This is a genomic window from Pseudomonas sp. P65(2024), from assembly GCF_057480955.1.
The window spans coordinates 219,821-234,944 of sequence record NZ_JBLIYX010000002.1 but is presented as its reverse complement, the minus strand read 5'-3'; the positions used below and the strand labels follow the sequence as shown (position 1 = coordinate 234,944).

Below are 15,124 nucleotides of genomic sequence, written 5' to 3'. Positions count from 1 at the left end.
CAACCGCCCCTGCGGCAGGCTTGCATGAAACAAACGACGCTTGTCGGGAGAGAGATACACAATGGCACTCATTAGCATGCGCCAGATGCTGGACCACGCCGCCGAGTTCGGCTACGGCGTTCCGGCTTTCAACGTCAACAACCTCGAGCAGATGCGCGCCATCATGGAAGCCGCAGACGCCACCGACTCTCCGGTCATCGTCCAGGCCTCGGCCGGCGCCCGCAAGTACGCTGGTGCCCCGTTCCTGCGTCACCTGATCCTGGCCGCCATCGAAGAGTTCCCGCACATCCCGGTGTGCATGCACCAGGATCACGGCACCAGCCCAGACGTGTGCCAGCGCTCGATCCAGCTGGGCTTCAGCTCGGTGATGATGGACGGCTCGCTGAAGGAAGACGGCAAGACCCCGTCCGACTACGACTACAACGTCCGCGTCACCCAGCAGACCGTGGCGTTCGCCCACGCCTGCGGTGTGTCGGTGGAAGGTGAGCTGGGCTGCCTGGGCAGCCTGGAAACCGGTCAGGCCGGCGAGGAAGACGGCGTCGGCGCAGAAGGCATTCTGGACCACAGCCAGATGCTGACCGACCCGGAAGAGGCCGCCGACTTCGTCAAGAAGACCCAGGTCGATGCCCTGGCCATCGCCATCGGTACCAGCCACGGCGCCTACAAGTTCACCAAGCCACCCACCGGTGACATCCTGGCGATCGACCGCATCAAGGAAATCCACAAGCGCATCCCCAACACCCACTTGGTGATGCACGGTTCCTCGTCGGTACCGCAGGAATGGCTGAAGATCATCAACGAGTTCGGTGGTGATATCAAAGAGACCTACGGCGTACCGGTCGAGGAAATCGTCGAAGGCATCAAGTACGGCGTGCGCAAGGTCAACATCGATACCGACCTGCGTCTGGCGTCCACCGGTGCCATCCGTCGCTACATGGCTGCGCACCCAAGCGAGTTCGACCCACGCAAGTTCTTCGCCGAGACCGTGAAGGCCATGCGTGACGTGTGCATCGCCCGCTACGAAGCCTTCGGCACCGCCGGCAATGCTTCGAAGATCAAGCCGATCACCCTCGAAGGCATGTTCCAGCGTTATGCCAAAGGTGAACTGGCGGCCAAGATCAACTGATCCGGCACCGTTCAACGAAGGAGCCCGCAGCGATGCGGGCTTTTTTGTGCCCGTATGTCGACTGCCCACCGCTTATACCGTTAGTCGGCTAACATCGGTTCAGATGGCTTACGGCCATCTGCCTGCATTGCGTCTTCGGGGGCCGAGTCTAGAGTAATAATCGGATCCAATCACAAGTCGCAGTTGGACTTACCAAGAGAAGCAGCATGGATGGCGCTTATTCACAATCACCGGAAAGCAGCTCGGTGCTGCTGGTCGTAGACGACTACCCGGAAAACCTCATCAGCATGCGGGCCTTGCTGTCCCGCCAGGATTGGCAGGTACTGACCGCCAGTTCAGGGATGGAAGCCCTGAGCACCCTGCTCGAACACGAAGTCGACCTGGTCCTGCTCGACGTGCAGATGCCCGAAATGGACGGCTTCGAGGTGGCCCGCCTGATGCGCGGCAGCCAACGCACGCGGCTAACCCCGATCATCTTCCTCACCGCCAATGAACAGTCCGAGGCGGCGGTGCTCAAAGGCTATGCCAGCGGTGCTGTGGACTACCTGTTCAAACCCTTCGACCCGCAGATTCTCAAGCCCAAGGTCCAGGCCCAGCTGGAGCAGCAGCGCAACCGGCGCGTGCTGCAACGCCTGACCCGCGAACTGGAATCGGCGCGGGCCTTCAATGCCTCGATCCTGGAGAACGCCGCCGAGGGCATTCTGGTGGTGGACGAGTCGGGCTGCATCGGCTTCGCCAACCCGGCCGTCTCGCGCCTGCTCGATACCCCGGTGGACAAGTTGCAGGGCGCGCACATGCTGGACCTGATCCAGCTGCCCTGCGCCAACCTGTGGCACGAGTCGGACTTCTACCAGGCCTACCTGGGCCGGCAGATCTTCCGCGTGCACGACGCCCAGCTGCGTACACTCGCAGGCCAGTTGGTGCCGGTGGCGCTGTCCTGCGCGCCGCTGCCCGCCGAACAGAAGGCCATGGTGGTGACGGTGCTGGACATGTCCGTGGTGCGCAACCTGCACCAGCAGCTCGAATACCAGGCGGTCACCGACCCGCTGACCGGGCTGCTCAACCGCCGCGGGTTCTACCAGGCCGCCGAGAGCGCGCTGCTGCGCAACGAGCGCTCGGACAAGGCCAAGGCCTTGATGTACATGGACCTGGATGGCTTCAAGCGGATCAACGACCTGCTCGGCCATGAGGCCGGCGACAAGGTCCTGCGCTGGGTGGCCGATCAGCTCAAGGAGTGCCTGGGCAGCGAAGCGCTGTTGGCCAGGATGGGCGGTGACGAGTTCACCGCGTTGTTCGACGGACTGCCATACCCCGAGCAGGCCGGACGCTATGCCGAGAAGCTGCTGGAGCGGATGTCGAGCTTCCAGCAGGTGGATGGCCTGGAGGTCAACCTGGGGGTGAGCATCGGCATCGCCACCTACCCGGACTGCGGCGCCAACGTGGAAGGCCTGCTGCGGGCGGCCGATGCCGCAATGTATGCGGCCAAGCAGGCCGGGCGCCAGCAGTACCGTTTCTACGACCAGGAACTCAATGGTCGCGCCCGTTCACGACTGATGCTTGAGGGCAGCGTGCGCACGGCCATCGAGCAGAACGACTTCAGCCTGGTCTACCAGCCCCAGGTGGCGTTCGCCGACGGTCGGCTGCGCGGCTTCGAGGCGCTGTTGCGTTGGAAGCACCCGAGTGTCGGTGATGTGCCCCCCGGGCTGTTCATTCCCTTGTTGGAAGAGGCGCGGCTGATCAACCGCCTGGCCAGCTGGATCTATCGCAAGGGCGCCGCGCAGCGCAATGCCTGGAGCGAGCGCTTCGGTTCGCAGCTGGTGCTGGGCATCAGCCTGAGCCGCGCCCAGTTCACCATGCCTGGATTGGTCGATGAACTGGCCCAGGTGATCGACAAGCACCAACTGCAGCCCGATCAGCTGGAGGTGGAGGTGGCCGAGACGTCGCTGATGTACAACATCGACGCGGCGGTGAAGCAGGTGCACCGCCTGCGCGAGCTGGGTATTCGCGTGGCACTGGACGACTTCGGTGCCGGCGATTGCTCGTTGCGCATGCTGCGCGACCTGCCCATCGACACCCTCAAACTTGACCGCCACCTGGTTGCGCGGCTGCCGGACTCGGCGGCGGACATCGCGCTGGTGCGCAGCGTCATTGGCCTGTGCGCGGCCTACGACATCACGGTGATCGCCGAGGGCGTGGAGACCCAGACCCAGGCCGAATGGCTCAAGGATGCCGGCTGCGCCTACGTGCAGGGGTTCCTGGTCGCCCGTCCGCTGACCGCCAGCGATGCCGGCAACTTCCCGGTGGTTTTCCCATGGGCGTCGTGATTGGCTAAACTCGCGTCTTCCCGTTCCGAACGCCTGCCATGACCGCCTTACGCTACCTGCAAGCCTACCCGCCGCACCTGCAGGAACAGGTGCGCCAGATGATCGCCAGCGATCGCCTGGGCGACTACCTGCGCCAGCGCTACCCCGAGCGCCATGACGTGCAGAGTGACAAGGCACTGTACGGCTATGCCCAGGAAATCAAGCAGCAGTACCTGCGCAGTGCGCCGCCGCTGGACAAGGTGCTGTTCGACAACCGCCTGGACCTCACCCACCGGGCGCTGGGCCTGAACACGGCGGTGTCGAGGGTGCAGGGCGGCAAGCTCAAGGCGAAGAAGGAAATCCGCGTCGCCTCGCTGTTTCGCGAGGCGGCGCCGCAGTTTTTGCGTATGATCGTGGTGCATGAGCTGGCGCACCTGAGGGAACGCGACCACAACAAGGCCTTCTACCAGCTCTGCCAGCACATGGAGCCGGACTACCATCAACTGGAATTCGACCTGCGCGTCTACCTGACCTATCGGGAGCTGCCGGGCAACACCTGAGGGACAAGCACCCCATGACCACGGAAGTGAGCAAGACCCGCAGCAGCTTCTACCGCCGCCTCTACGTGGCCTGGCTGATCGACAGCCAGACCGCCACCAGCGTGCCGGCGCTGATGGAGGCCACCGGCATGCCGCGGCGTACCGCCCAGGACACCATCGCCGCCCTGGCCGACCTGGATATCGTCTGCGAGTTCGAGCAGCAGGCCGGCGCGCGCAACCATGCCGGGCATTACCGCATCCGCGACTGGGGGGCGATCGACAAGCAGTGGATCATCCAGCACCTGCGCCAGCTGCGCGAAGTGTTGGGTTATCCCTGAAAGGGCTCCCCGTGGGAGCGGGCTTGTCCCGCGATGGTGCGCGCAGAGCTCCCGGCAATCTCAGCCTTTACGCATGCCGATGTGCGGAATATCGTCCTCGAGGTATTCTTCGCCGACCGCTTCGAAACCATGGCGAGCGTAGAACCCCTGCAAATGCGCCTGGGCCGACAGATAGATCGATACGCCAGGCCAGCAATGGCCGGCAGCTTCCAGTCCCTTCAGCAGTAGTGGGTGGCCCAGCTTCATATCGCGCGCCTCGGGGGACGTCACCACCCGGCCAATGACGACTTCGCCGTCCTGCGATTGCGGATCGAGCAAGCGCAGGTACGCCACCAGCCGCTCACCGTCCCAGCCCATCAGGTGCAATGTGTCGCCACACAGGTCGAGCCCGTCGACTTCCTGGTAGGCACAACGCTGCTCGACCACGAACACTTCGGTGCGCAGTTGCAGGATGGCGTAGAGTTGTTCCTTGGCAAGGTCGCCATGGTGCTTGCAGATCCACTCGATGGACATGGATGGGTACTCCTTCGGTTGACCGTCGATCATCGCAAATCCTGCTGGGTTCGACGAGATCGAATGACGGTACCTGGCACTCGGCCAAAATAGAGGCTAAATGACACTATCGCCCGCTGTCGCCAGGATGCGGCTTGTGTAATCTGGACCTCTGTTGCTAGTAGAGACCGCCGTCACCAGCGTGAGCCCCCAACTGCGAAAGGAATTGAGCATGCGGCCACTGCTTTGCGTTCTTGGTTTACTCGGGCTGTTGTGCGCGGGGCCTGCCCTGGCCCAAGGCAAGCTGCGGCTGGTGGCCGACAGCTGGCCGCCGTTTACCGACACCAGCATGCCCGGTGGCGGCCTGGCCACCAGCATCGTCACCACGGCGCTGACCCGCGCCGGCTACGCCATCGAGTTCGAGGAGGTGCCTTGGGCCAGGGCGCTGATGGGCGTGGGCGAGGGGCGCTACGATGTGCTGATCAACGCTTGGTATAACGACGAGCGAACCCTGATCGGCCAGTTCTCGGGCGCCTACCTGGTCAACCGCATCCGCCTGCTCAAGCGTGAGGGCGAAGCGTTCTCCTATGCACGCCAGTCTGACCTTTATCCCTACACCATCGCCGTGGTGCGCGATTACGCCTACTCCCCAGAATTCGACAGCGACGAGCGCCTGAACAAGGTGCCGGTGCGCAGCTTCTCGTCCGCGGTGCGCATGCTGGCGGCCGGCCGGGTCAACCTGGCAGTGGAGGACGAGTACGTCGCGCGTTACAACCTGCAGCGCGAGCCGCAGCCGGTGCGGGAGGGGGTGGCGTTCGTCGACCCGCCGCTGAGCGAGAACAGTCTGCACATCCTGGTCAGCCTCAAGCACCCGGAGCATCAGAAGATTGTCGCCCGCTTCGAGAAGGCGATCGCCACGATGAAGGCCGACGGCAGCTACGACCGGCTGCTGCGCCAGCATGGGTTCTGATCGCGGGGCGATCAGGCGGGTTCGCCTTCCTTGATCAAATGCCCTGCGAGTGTCCGTAACGGTCCCAGTTGTCGGCAGATCAGCGCCAGTTGCGTCTGTACCAGCCGCTGATGCTCGTCCAGCTCCTCCGGCATCTGCTCCAGCGCGTTGGCCAGGGCTTCCTCGGCGTCGCTGTGGATTGCCACCGGCAACCGCACCGCCAAGCCATTGGCGATTTCGTCGAGGCTGCTGGCCAGGCTCCGCCCGGCGCCATCGATCAACTGCTCGTGGACCTCGGCCGGCAGCACCGTGTCGCGGTGCGCGCCCAGCCCCGAGAGGTAGCTGAGCAAGGTGTGTGACAGCACCAGGAAGCGGAAGCCGACATCGGCTTCCTTACGGAAGTGCCCCGGCTCCATCAGCATGTTGGCCAAGGTGGTGGACAATGCCGCGTCGGCGTTGTGCGCGTTGCGCCGGGCCAGGCGGTAGGCCAGGTCGTCGCGCTTGCCATGGGCATACTGCTGCATGATCTGGCGCAGGTATTCGCTGGCGCAGGCCAGGGTGTTGGCCAGCACCTTGTTCAGCCGCCGGCCCTGCCAGTCAGGCAGGAACAGGAACACCGCGAGAATGGCGATCAGGCTGCCCACCAGGGTATCGAACAGGCGCGGCAGGAACAGGCCGTAGCCATCGCCGATCTGGTTGAAGCAGAACAGCACCATCAGGGTGATCGCCGCCGTGGCCAGGGTGTAGCGGGTGGTGCGGTTGACGAAGAAAACCACCCCGGCGACCACCGCGAACAGCGACTGGATGATCGGGTTGGGGAACAGGTCGAACAGCGCCCAGCCCACGGTCAGGCCGATGGCGGTGCCGAAGATCCGCTGCACCAGCTTGCGCCGGGTCGCGCCATAGTTGGGCTGGCAGACGAACAGGGTGGTGAGGATGATCCAGTAACCCTGGGTCGGGTGGATCAGGTGCACCATGCCATAGCCCACCGACAGCGCCAGCGACAGGCGCAGGGCGTGGCGGAACAGCAGCGAGGTCGGCGTCAGCTGGGTGCGCAAGCGTTTCCACACATCCTTGAGGTTGCGGGGCGAGCGGTCGAGCAGGCTGCTGTCGCTGGCGTCGGCGAGGCTGTCCGGGTTGCTCGCGGCGCTGAGCAGCCGATCCAGGGTGGCCAGGTTGGCGGCCAGTGCCCGCAGCGAGCGCAGCAGGCCGCGCCAGGCCGGGTTGCTCTGGATGCGCAGGTGCTCGAGCGAAGCATTGAGGTCTTCCAGGGCCTCGGGGTAGCCACTGGCGAGCACGAAGGGCTGGCGCAGGCGAATCGAGCGGGCCAGCTCCTGGCAGGAAGAACCCTGTTTGCGCAGCAGGCGCTGGCAGCGGAACATCACATCGCTGTGGAAGAAGGCGTCCGTCAACGCGTTGTAGGGGTAGTGCGAGGCACTGACCCGCTCATGGATGTCCTGGGCCAGGAAGTACAGCTTGAGGTAGCGGCTGACCTTGGAGTTCGGCTGGCTGTTGCCGACCCGGTGCAGGATGATTTCCTTGGCCGCGTTGAGCGCCGCCACAACCTTGCCATTCTGCTTGGCCAGCTCCAGGCGCGTGGCCTCGACGTCGAGTGTGCGCACCGGCTCGAACAGGCTGGCCTTGAGCTTGAGGTAGGTGCCCAGCTCGAAGAACAGCTTGGCCAGGCTCTGCTGCACCGGCTGGTTGGAGAACAGCGCCTGCCACAGCACCGACAGCAGGCCATACCAGGCCGCCCCCGCCACCAGCAGCAACGGCTCATGCCAAAAGTCGCTGACTTGGCCGCCGCGCTGGTCGACGCCGATCATGGTGTAGACCGAAAGGATCAGCGTGGCCGAGGCGATCGCCCCATAGCGTTCGCCCAAGGCCCCGAGCATGGTCAGGGAAAACGCCGCCAGGGCCAGGGCGACGGCGAAGATCCAGGGGTAGGGGAACAGCAGCTCGACCGACAGCGCGGCGATGGCGAAACAGCCCAGGGTCACCAGCAGGGCGCTGAGCCGGCCCTGCCAGCCGTCGTCGGTTTCAGCCAGGGCACTGGCGATGATGCCGAGGAACAGCGGGATGAGCAGGCTCATCTCGTTCTGGTACCAGCACCAGGCCATGCTACCGGTGAGGGCGATGGTCACGCGGATGGCGTAGCTGAACTTGTCTTGGCCCCACAGGCGACGCAATGAATGGCGGAACGAGCTCGATGACATGATGGCCCTGGGCTGAGATCGGTTGAGTAGCGTCGAGGCTGTCTTGGGGCCGCGCAGCAGCTCCCAAAAATGGCGCTCCAGCACAGACCAGCAAGAAGCGTTCCGTGCTGCTGAATGGATTCTACTCTACACGAACTGCGCCGCCGCGTTGGCCGAAGCCCAGGCCCACTGGAAGTTGAAACCACCCAGGTGCCCGCTCACGTCCAGCACCTCGCCGATGAAGTACAGCCCAGGGCTCTTCAGCGATTCCATGGTCTTGGACGACACCTCGCGGGTATCGACTCCGCCCAAGGTCACCTCGGCGGTGCGATAGCCCTCGGTGCCGGCCGGGATCACTTGCCAGGCCGACAGTTTCTCGGCGATCTGGGTCAATTCTGCCGGCGTGTACTGTTTCAAGGGTTTCGAAACGAACCACTGCTCGGCCAGCAGGTTGGCCAGCTTGCGGGTGAACACCTCGCCCAGCACTGTCTTCAGCTCGCTGTTGGAGCGCTCGACTTGCTGGCCCTGCAGCCACTCCAACGCGTCGCGATCAGGCAGCAGGTTGATCTGCACCGTGTCGCCGGCTTCCCAGAACGACGAGATCTGCAGGATCGCCGGGCCGCTCAGGCCGCGGTGGGTGAACAACAGATTCTCGCGGAAGCTCATGCCATTGCAGCTCGCGACGCAGTCCAGCGAGGTGCCCGACAACTCGGTGCACAGTGCCTTGAGCTGGGGCTCGGTGATGGTGAACGGCACCAGGCCGGCGCGGGTCGGCAACAATTCATGGCCGAACTGGCGGGCGACCTGGTAGCCAAAGCCGGTAGCGCCCAAGGTCGGGATCGACAGGCCGCCGGTGGCGATCACCAGCGACTGGCAGGCGAACGGACCGGCGCTGGTCTGCAGGGTGTAGCCGCCTTCGGTCTTGTCGATGCGCTCGATGCTGGTGTTCATGCGCAGTTCGGCGCCGGCCTCGTCACACTCGGCCAGGAGCATGTCGAGGATGTCGCTGGACTTGTTGTCGCAGAACAGCTGGCCGAGCTTCTTCTCGTGGTACGCCACGCCGTGCTTGCACACCAGCTCGATGAAGTCCCACTGGGTGTAGCGGGCCAGCGCCGACTTGCAAAAGTGCGGGTTGTGCGAGAGGAAGTTGGCGGGCTCGGTGTACATGTTGGTGAAGTTGCAACGCCCGCCGCCGGACATGAGGATCTTCTTGCCCGGCTTGTTGGCGTGGTCGAGCAGCAGCACCCGGCGCCCGCGGCGGGCGCTGAGCTGGGCGCACATCAGGCCGGCGGCGCCGGCGCCGAGGATGATCACGTCGGTGGAGTGCACGAAATTACCTCTTCAAGAACTGGGGCCGCAAAGCGGCCCCAAAAAGTCTTCAGACGATACGGACTTTCAGGGCGCGCCCCTTGATCTTGCCGCTGTTCAGCCGCTGCATGGCCTGCTTGGCCACCGCCCGCTCCACCGCCACGAACGCCACGAAGTCGAAGATGGCGATCTTGCCCACCTGCTTGCCCGGCAACCCGGCATCGCCGGTCAGCGCGCCGAGGATGTCGCCCGGGCGCAGCTTGTCCTTGCGTCCGGCACCAATGCACAGGGTGGTCATCGCCGGCAGCAGCGGCTCGCCGCCCTTGCTCTTGAGGTTGTCCAGCTGTTCCCAGCGCAGCGGCTTGTTCTGCAGGTCCTCGATGGCCTGGGCGCGGTGGCCTTCGGCCGGGGCCACCAGGCTGATCGCCACGCCTTTCTCACCGGCGCGGCCGGTACGGCCGACGCGGTGCACGTGGATCTCGGCGTCACGGGCCAGCTCGACGTTGATCACCAGGTCCAGGCCGTCGATGTCCAGGCCGCGAGCGGCCACGTCGGTGGCCACCAGCACCGAGCTGCTGCGGTTGGCGAACATCGTCAGCACCTGGTCGCGGTCGCGCTGCTCCAGGTCGCCGTGCAGTGCTTGGGCGACGATACCCTTGGCGGTCAGGTGGGTGACCAGGTCCTCGCACTGCTGCTTGGTGAAGCAGAACGCCACGCAGGACTGCGGGCGGTAGTGGCCGAGCACGCGGGTGACCGCTTCCAGGCGCTGCTGTGGGTCGATCTCGATGAAGCGCTGTTCGATCTGGCTGTCGCTGTGCAGGGCCTCGACCTTGACCTGTTGCGGCTGGCGCATGAAGTCCTTGGCCAACTGCTCGATACCGGTCGGGTAGGTGGCGGAGAACAGCAGGGTCTGGCGGCGCGACGGGGTCTTGCGGATGATGTTGGCGATGGCGTCGAAGAAGCCCATGTCGAGCATGCGGTCGGCTTCGTCCAGGACCAGGGTGTTGAGGCCGTCGAGCACCAGTGTGCCTTTGTCCAGGTGCTGCTGGATGCGCCCCGGGGTGCCGACGATGATGTGCGCGCCGTGTTCCAGCGAGGCGATCTGCGGGCCGAGCGAGACGCCGCCGCACAGGGTGAGGATCTTGATGTTGTCCTCGGCGCGGGCCAGGCGGCGCAGTTCCTTGGCCACCTGGTCGGCCAGCTCCCGGGTCGGGCACAGCACCAGAGCCTGGCAGCCGAAGTAGCGCGGGTTGATCGGGTTGAGCAGGCCGATGCCGAAGGCGGCGGTCTTGCCGCTACCGGTCTTGGCCTGGGCGATCAGGTCCTGGCCCTTGAGGATGACCGGCAGGCTCTGGGCCTGGATTGGTGTCATCGAGGCGTAGCCCAGGGCGTCCAGGTTGGCCAGCATGGCGGCGGACAGCGGTAGGGTGGCAAAAGCGGTGGTTTCAACGGTCACGAGGCGGGCCTGCGGCTGGAGCGAAAAATGTCGCACAGTCTACCAGCCTCATGGCCATTCGCCCTACGACTCGACGTGCTCTTCCGGACGACGAGCGCGCCTTCCGTCTGTCGGTGCCAGTTGCAGGAAGATCGCCGCCGCCAGCATGGCCATCACGCCGATGGTGACGAAGGTCAGCTGGAAGGCGCCCAAGGTGCTCTGCACGCCATCGCCGCTGCCGGCTGCGGTGAAGCCGCCGAGCAAGGCACCGGCGCAGGCCACGCCCAGGCTCAGCGACAGTTGCGCGACCACTGACAGCAGGCTGTTGCCGCTGCTGGCGCTGGCATCGTCGAGGTCGATCAGGGTCACCGTGTTCATCGCTGTGAACTGCATCGAGTTGACCGCCCCCAGCAGCGCCAGTTGCACCAGTAGCACGGCATAGGGTGTCTGCTCGTCGACCAGCCCCAGGCTGGCCAGGAGCAGGCCCAGCAGCAGGGTGTTGCCGGTCAGCACGATGCGGTAGCCCAGGCGCTCGATCAGCGGCCGGGCGATGGACTTGGCGAGCATCGCCGCCGCCGCCAGCGGGATCATGCTCATGCCGGCCTGGGCCGGCGAATAGCCCAGCGCCACTTGCAACAGCAAGGGCACGAGGAAGGGCAAGGCGCCGCTGCCCAGGCGGGCGAACAGGTTGCCGAGGATACCGATGGCGAAGGTCCGTACGCGGAACAGCGAGGGCGAGAACAGAGGTTCCGGGTCACGCCCGGCGCGCAACCAGTAGGCGGCCAGGCATGCCATGCCGGCGAACAACAACAGCATTACTCGCAGGTGCGGCAGGTGCAGTTCGCCCAGGCCTTCCATGGCAATGGTGATCAGCACCATTGCCGCGCCGAATAGCAAAAAACCTGGGGTATCGAAACGGGTGCGTTCAGCCCCGCGCAGGTCGGGGATGAACTTCCACACCGCATAGCAGCCCAGTGCGCCCACCGGCAGGTTGAGCAGGAAGATCCAGTGCCAGGTCAGGATCTCCACCAGCCAGCCACCCAGGGTCGGACCCAGCAGCGGGCCGAGCAGGCCGGGGATGGTAATGAAGCTCATGATCCGCACCAGCTCCGAGCGTGGGTAGGCACGCAGCACCACCAGGCGCCCGACCGGCAGCATCAACGCGCCGCCCAGGCCTTGGATGACCCGGGCCAGGGTCAGGAACGCCAGGCTGTTGGCCATGGCGCACAAGAGCGAACCGAAGCTGAACAGCAGGATGGCGCTGAAGAAGATGCGCTTGGTGCCGAAACGGTCGGCGATCCAGCCCGAGGCCGGGATCAGCAGAGCCACGGTGAGCATGTAGGCAATGATCACCCCCTGCATGCGCAGCGGGTCCTCGGCCAGCGAGCGGGCCATGGCCGGCAGCGCGGTGTTGAGAATGGTGCCGTCGAGCGACTGCATGAAGAAGGCGATGGCCACCACCCAGGGGATCCAGCGGGCGGTGACAGGGTCCAGTGGTGCGCGTTCGGGCATGGGTTACCTCAATGTCCTGTGTTGCCTGGGCCGACCTCGTCGCCGGCAAGCCGCCTTCCACAGGGGTAGCGCATGCCGGTCATTGTGGAAGCTGGCTTGCCAGCGATGAGGCCGATCCTGCCGATCACAATGTCAGGGTCAGCCCTTTGACCAACGCCCCCGGCAAATGACTCGATCCGGTGCTGCGCTGCCCATAGGTGCTGGTCGAGAGGATCATCTCGCGCTCCTGGGTCAGGTCTTCGAGCTGGCTACCCAGCAGGTTGTACAGGCTGTCGTCGAAGCGCATGGTGCTCACTGGCCCCTGGATCTGCCCGTTCTCCACCCAGAAAGTGGCGAAGCGGGTCAGCCCGGTCATGCGTGCCGCAGGCAGGTCCGAATAGTTCAGGTACCACAGGTTGCTGATGTACAGCCCGGTGCCTAGACGCTCCAGAATCTTTTCGCCAGGCAGGTTGCCCGGCGCCAGGCTCAGCGCGCACGGCGACTCGTGGCTGTCTGCGCCATTGGCCTGCTGGGCGAACTCGGCGGCGCTTCGGGCGCTTACCAGCCGCTCCAGCGCACGGCCTTCGCCGATCAGCAGCAGGTCGCGACGGGGCGAGCCCTCGTCGGAGAACGCTGGGCTCAGCGAGCCGCTGACTTGCTCGCTGAAGCTCACTCGTGGGCTCAGTTGCGCGTCGCCGTTGTACAGGCGCTGCAGTGGGCTGTTGCCCGTGGCCAGGGCCTGGGCGGAGAAACCGCCCCAGCACAGCATCCCGGCGATCTCGTCCATTGCCGCCGGCGCCAGGTAGGCTCGGTAGCTGCCGGGCTTGAGGGTGATGGCCGGGCGTCCCAGGTACGCCAGCTGTTCGCGGGCCTGACGCAGGCGCGCGGCGAAGGTCTCGCCGCTCCAGGTCTGCCCGGCATAGTTGGCCTTGACCGCCTGGCCGTTGGCGTGGAACAGGCTCCAGTCGACGTTGAAACTATTGGCCTGGTGCCAGCCGAAGGCCCCGAAGGAACTGGCGAAACCCCGGCAGATGGGGCCGGCGGCATAGATGCCGACCAGGTCCAGGTCACCGGCTTCGCGCTCGATGAGGGCCAGAACTGCGTCCAGCTCGGGCAATGGCTGTTCCAGCAGGCTATGGCTGTGCCAGGCGCTGTCGTCGAGGTTCAGGTAGGGATCCACCGCCAGCAATGGCAAGGTCTGGCGCAACTGCGCCAGGGCGTCGTGCAGACGCCGTTGGTCGAGGTCGGGATCGTCGCCCAGGGTGATCTGCTGTTCGGCCTGACGCCCTTCGCGCACCAACCGCAGGTGCACGCTGGCCTGGCTGACCAGTCCGGCCTGGCGCACCTTGGCATGGTTGAAGCGCACGAACTGCGAATGCTCGGCGCTGTAGCCGAGGGTGAACTGCTCGCCCGGTTGCACGGCGGCGTTCAGGCTGTCGAGCAGGTTTTCGAAGCGTTGCTGGTACAGGGCGCTCATCAGGCGTCTCCCCCGAATACGTCGATCTGACGGAACACGCAGGCGGGCGATGCGTGACCGACCCGCACCACCTGGTTAGGCTCGCCCTTGCCGCAGTTGGGCGTGCCGAGCACCTGGTAGGTGCTGCTGTCGCCCACGGCCGAGAGGTTGCGCCAGAAGTCGGCGGAGATGCCCCGGTAGTTCGGGTTCTTCACCACGCCCTTGAGCTTGCCGTTTTCGATCAACTGCCCCCACTCGCAGCCGAACTGGAATTTATTGCGCGCATCGTCGATGGACCAGGAGCGGTTGGTACGCATCAGGATGCCGTGCTCGATGCCGCTGACCAGTTGCTCAAGCGACTGGTCGCCCGGCTCGATGTTGAGGTTGGCCATGCGGTCGATCGGCGCGCGGTTCCAGCCGCAGGCTCGGCTGTTGGCCACGCCATCCAGGCCCGAGCGCAGTTGCGAAAGAGCGCCGCCCAGGGGGCGAACCAGCAGGCCATCGCGGATCAGGAACTGCTTGCTGGCCGGGGTGCCGTCGTCATCGAAGCTATAGCTGGCCAGCTCCTCGCGAAGGGTTGGGTCAAAGGTTACGTTGAGCAGCTTCGAGCCGTATTGCAGATGGCCGAAGTCTTCGGCTTTGACGAAGCTGGTGCCAGCGTAGTTGCGCTCATCGCCGAGGATCCGGTCCAGCTCCAGCGGGTGGCCGATGGATTCGTGGATCTGCAGCATCATCTGGTCGGGCATCAGCAGCAGGTCGCGCCGGCCGCTTGGGGTATTCGGTGCCAGCAGCAGTTGCAGCGCCTCGTCGGCCACCCGGCGGGCAGCGCCGACCAGGCCACAGCGCTCGATCACCTCGAAGCCGCCCTGCTGGCCGAAGTTCTCCCGGCCCAGGCTGCGGCTCTGGCTGTCCTGGCCGTCGCTGGCGGTGACACCCAGGCCCGGGTAGACGAAGCGCTGGGCATGGCGCAGCTCGGCGCCGGCGGAGTTCAGGTAGGTCTGCTCGACCACGCTGATGCCCAGGCTGGCCTGCCAGTCCACCAGGCGTTCGTCCATGGGCACGCTGGCCGATTCGGCGGCCAGCAGGTCCAGGCATTCGGCGAGGTTGGGCAGGGGCTGTTCGAAATTGGGCGAGACATGGTCGTGGCGTCCGTCCGGGGCTGGCTGGCCGTTCAGGTCGAGCAGGCTGCTGGCCTTGATCCGTCGGGCCAGCGCCTCGGCGTGCTCCAGGGCACGTTGCAGCCCAGCCTGGGACAGGTCGGCGGTGGCCGCGTAGGCCTCGATGCCCTCCACCCGCACGGTGAGCATGGCGCCTTCATCCTGGCTGAAGAAGGGAGGCTCGGCGACGTTGCGCCGAACCGACAGTGACTGGTGCGATTGCTTCACATGGCGAAGCGAGAACAGTTCGGCCGTGCTGCGCAACGCGGCAAAACGCTGGCGCAGCAGGGTGTTGGAGTCGAACATGGAAATCTCCGTGTGTGCGGTGGCCCCCC

Annotated in this window: 12 protein-coding genes; 5 read left to right on the top strand and 7 right to left on the bottom strand. The window is 65.3% G+C overall.

Features of this window, described 5'->3' with window-relative positions; translation table 11 throughout:
• Window positions 1–61 precede the first annotated feature (61 nt).
• The 4 genes from fba (at window position 62) to AC25MA_RS03780 (ending at window position 4,306) form a co-directional block, all read left to right on the top strand.
• Window positions 62–1,126, top strand: a complete 1,065-nt coding sequence (fba, locus tag AC25MA_RS03795) for a class II fructose-bisphosphate aldolase (RefSeq protein ID WP_028688320.1) — start codon at window positions 62–64, stop codon at window positions 1,124–1,126.
• Window positions 1,127–1,332: 206 nt separating this feature from the next.
• Entirely contained in the window at window positions 1,333–3,450 is a 2,118-nt protein-coding gene (locus AC25MA_RS03790; protein WP_486971794.1) for a putative bifunctional diguanylate cyclase/phosphodiesterase, read from the top strand.
• Between the two features lie 38 nt (window positions 3,451–3,488).
• Entirely contained in the window at window positions 3,489–3,989 is a 501-nt protein-coding gene (locus AC25MA_RS03785; RefSeq protein ID WP_023631708.1) for a M48 metallopeptidase family protein, read from the top strand.
• A gap of 14 nt (window positions 3,990–4,003) precedes the next feature.
• On the top strand, window positions 4,004–4,306 hold the full coding sequence (locus AC25MA_RS03780) for a winged helix-turn-helix domain-containing protein (RefSeq protein WP_028688318.1): 303 nt from the start codon (window positions 4,004–4,006) through the stop codon (window positions 4,304–4,306).
• Window positions 4,307–4,366: 60 nt separating this feature from the next.
• Here the strand turns inward: AC25MA_RS03780 and AC25MA_RS03775 are convergent, their stop codons facing one another.
• Window positions 4,367–4,819: a GNAT family N-acetyltransferase gene (locus AC25MA_RS03775; RefSeq protein WP_028688317.1), complete on the bottom strand. Its 453-nt coding sequence runs from the start codon at window positions 4,817–4,819 to the stop codon at window positions 4,367–4,369.
• 211 nt (window positions 4,820–5,030) lie between these two features.
• On the opposite strand from AC25MA_RS03775, the gene AC25MA_RS03770 reads away from it, so the two are divergent.
• A complete protein-coding gene (locus tag AC25MA_RS03770; RefSeq protein WP_028688316.1) occupies window positions 5,031–5,768 on the top strand; it encodes a substrate-binding periplasmic protein in 738 nt (245 codons plus the stop codon).
• Between the two features lie 11 nt (window positions 5,769–5,779).
• Here the strand turns inward: AC25MA_RS03770 and yccS are convergent, their stop codons facing one another.
• From yccS to AC25MA_RS03740, 6 genes are all read right to left on the bottom strand, one after another.
• Complete coding sequence (yccS, locus tag AC25MA_RS03765) at window positions 5,780–7,963, bottom strand: YccS family putative transporter (RefSeq protein WP_486971793.1); 2,184 nt, start codon at window positions 7,961–7,963, stop codon at window positions 5,780–5,782.
• 126 nt (window positions 7,964–8,089) lie between these two features.
• A complete protein-coding gene (locus tag AC25MA_RS03760; RefSeq protein WP_028688314.1) occupies window positions 8,090–9,271 on the bottom strand; it encodes a BaiN/RdsA family NAD(P)/FAD-dependent oxidoreductase in 1,182 nt (393 codons plus the stop codon).
• A 49-nt stretch (window positions 9,272–9,320) separates the two neighbouring features.
• Window positions 9,321–10,658 carry an ATP-dependent RNA helicase DbpA gene (gene dbpA, locus AC25MA_RS03755; protein ID WP_486971835.1) on the bottom strand — a complete coding sequence of 446 codons (1,338 nt, stop codon included), beginning with the start codon at window positions 10,656–10,658 and terminating at the stop codon, window positions 9,321–9,323.
• Window positions 10,659–10,769: 111 nt separating this feature from the next.
• Window positions 10,770–12,197, bottom strand: coding sequence for a multidrug transporter subunit MdtD (gene mdtD, locus AC25MA_RS03750; RefSeq protein ID WP_028688312.1), 1,428 nt, complete (start codon window positions 12,195–12,197; stop codon window positions 10,770–10,772).
• Between the two features lie 124 nt (window positions 12,198–12,321).
• Entirely contained in the window at window positions 12,322–13,653 is a 1,332-nt protein-coding gene (locus AC25MA_RS03745) for a TldD/PmbA family protein (RefSeq protein ID WP_486971792.1), read from the bottom strand.
• Window positions 13,653–15,095 (bottom strand): TldD/PmbA family protein, encoded by a 1,443-nt coding sequence (locus AC25MA_RS03740; protein WP_486971791.1) that lies wholly within the window; start codon window positions 15,093–15,095, stop codon window positions 13,653–13,655. Before AC25MA_RS03740 ends, AC25MA_RS03745 begins: the two co-directional genes overlap by 1 nt.
• Between the last annotated feature and the right edge of the window lie 29 nt (window positions 15,096–15,124).

Bases quoted from the DNA above. Each gene is read 5' to 3' on its own strand.
- AC25MA_RS03775 (WP_028688317.1), bottom strand. From the start codon at position 4,819: ATGTCCATCGAGTGGATCTGCAAGCACCATGGCGACCTTGCCAAGGAA.
- AC25MA_RS03785 (WP_023631708.1), top strand. From the start codon at position 3,489: ATGACCGCCTTACGCTACCTGCAAGCCTACCCGCCGCACCTGCAGGAA.
- AC25MA_RS03745 (WP_486971792.1), bottom strand. From the start codon at position 13,653: ATGAGCGCCCTGTACCAGCAACGCTTCGAAAACCTGCTCGACAGCCTG.
- yccS (WP_486971793.1), bottom strand. From the start codon at position 7,963: ATGTCATCGAGCTCGTTCCGCCATTCATTGCGTCGCCTGTGGGGCCAA.
- AC25MA_RS03740 (WP_486971791.1), bottom strand. From the start codon at position 15,095: ATGTTCGACTCCAACACCCTGCTGCGCCAGCGTTTTGCCGCGTTGCGC.
- AC25MA_RS03780 (WP_028688318.1), top strand. From the start codon at position 4,004: ATGACCACGGAAGTGAGCAAGACCCGCAGCAGCTTCTACCGCCGCCTC.
- mdtD (WP_028688312.1), bottom strand. From the start codon at position 12,197: ATGCCCGAACGCGCACCACTGGACCCTGTCACCGCCCGCTGGATCCCC.
- fba (WP_028688320.1), top strand. From the start codon at position 62: ATGGCACTCATTAGCATGCGCCAGATGCTGGACCACGCCGCCGAGTTC.
- AC25MA_RS03770 (WP_028688316.1), top strand. From the start codon at position 5,031: ATGCGGCCACTGCTTTGCGTTCTTGGTTTACTCGGGCTGTTGTGCGCG.
- dbpA (WP_486971835.1), bottom strand. From the start codon at position 10,658: ATGCTGGCCAACCTGGACGCCCTGGGCTACGCCTCGATGACACCAATC.
- AC25MA_RS03790 (WP_486971794.1), top strand. From the start codon at position 1,333: ATGGATGGCGCTTATTCACAATCACCGGAAAGCAGCTCGGTGCTGCTG.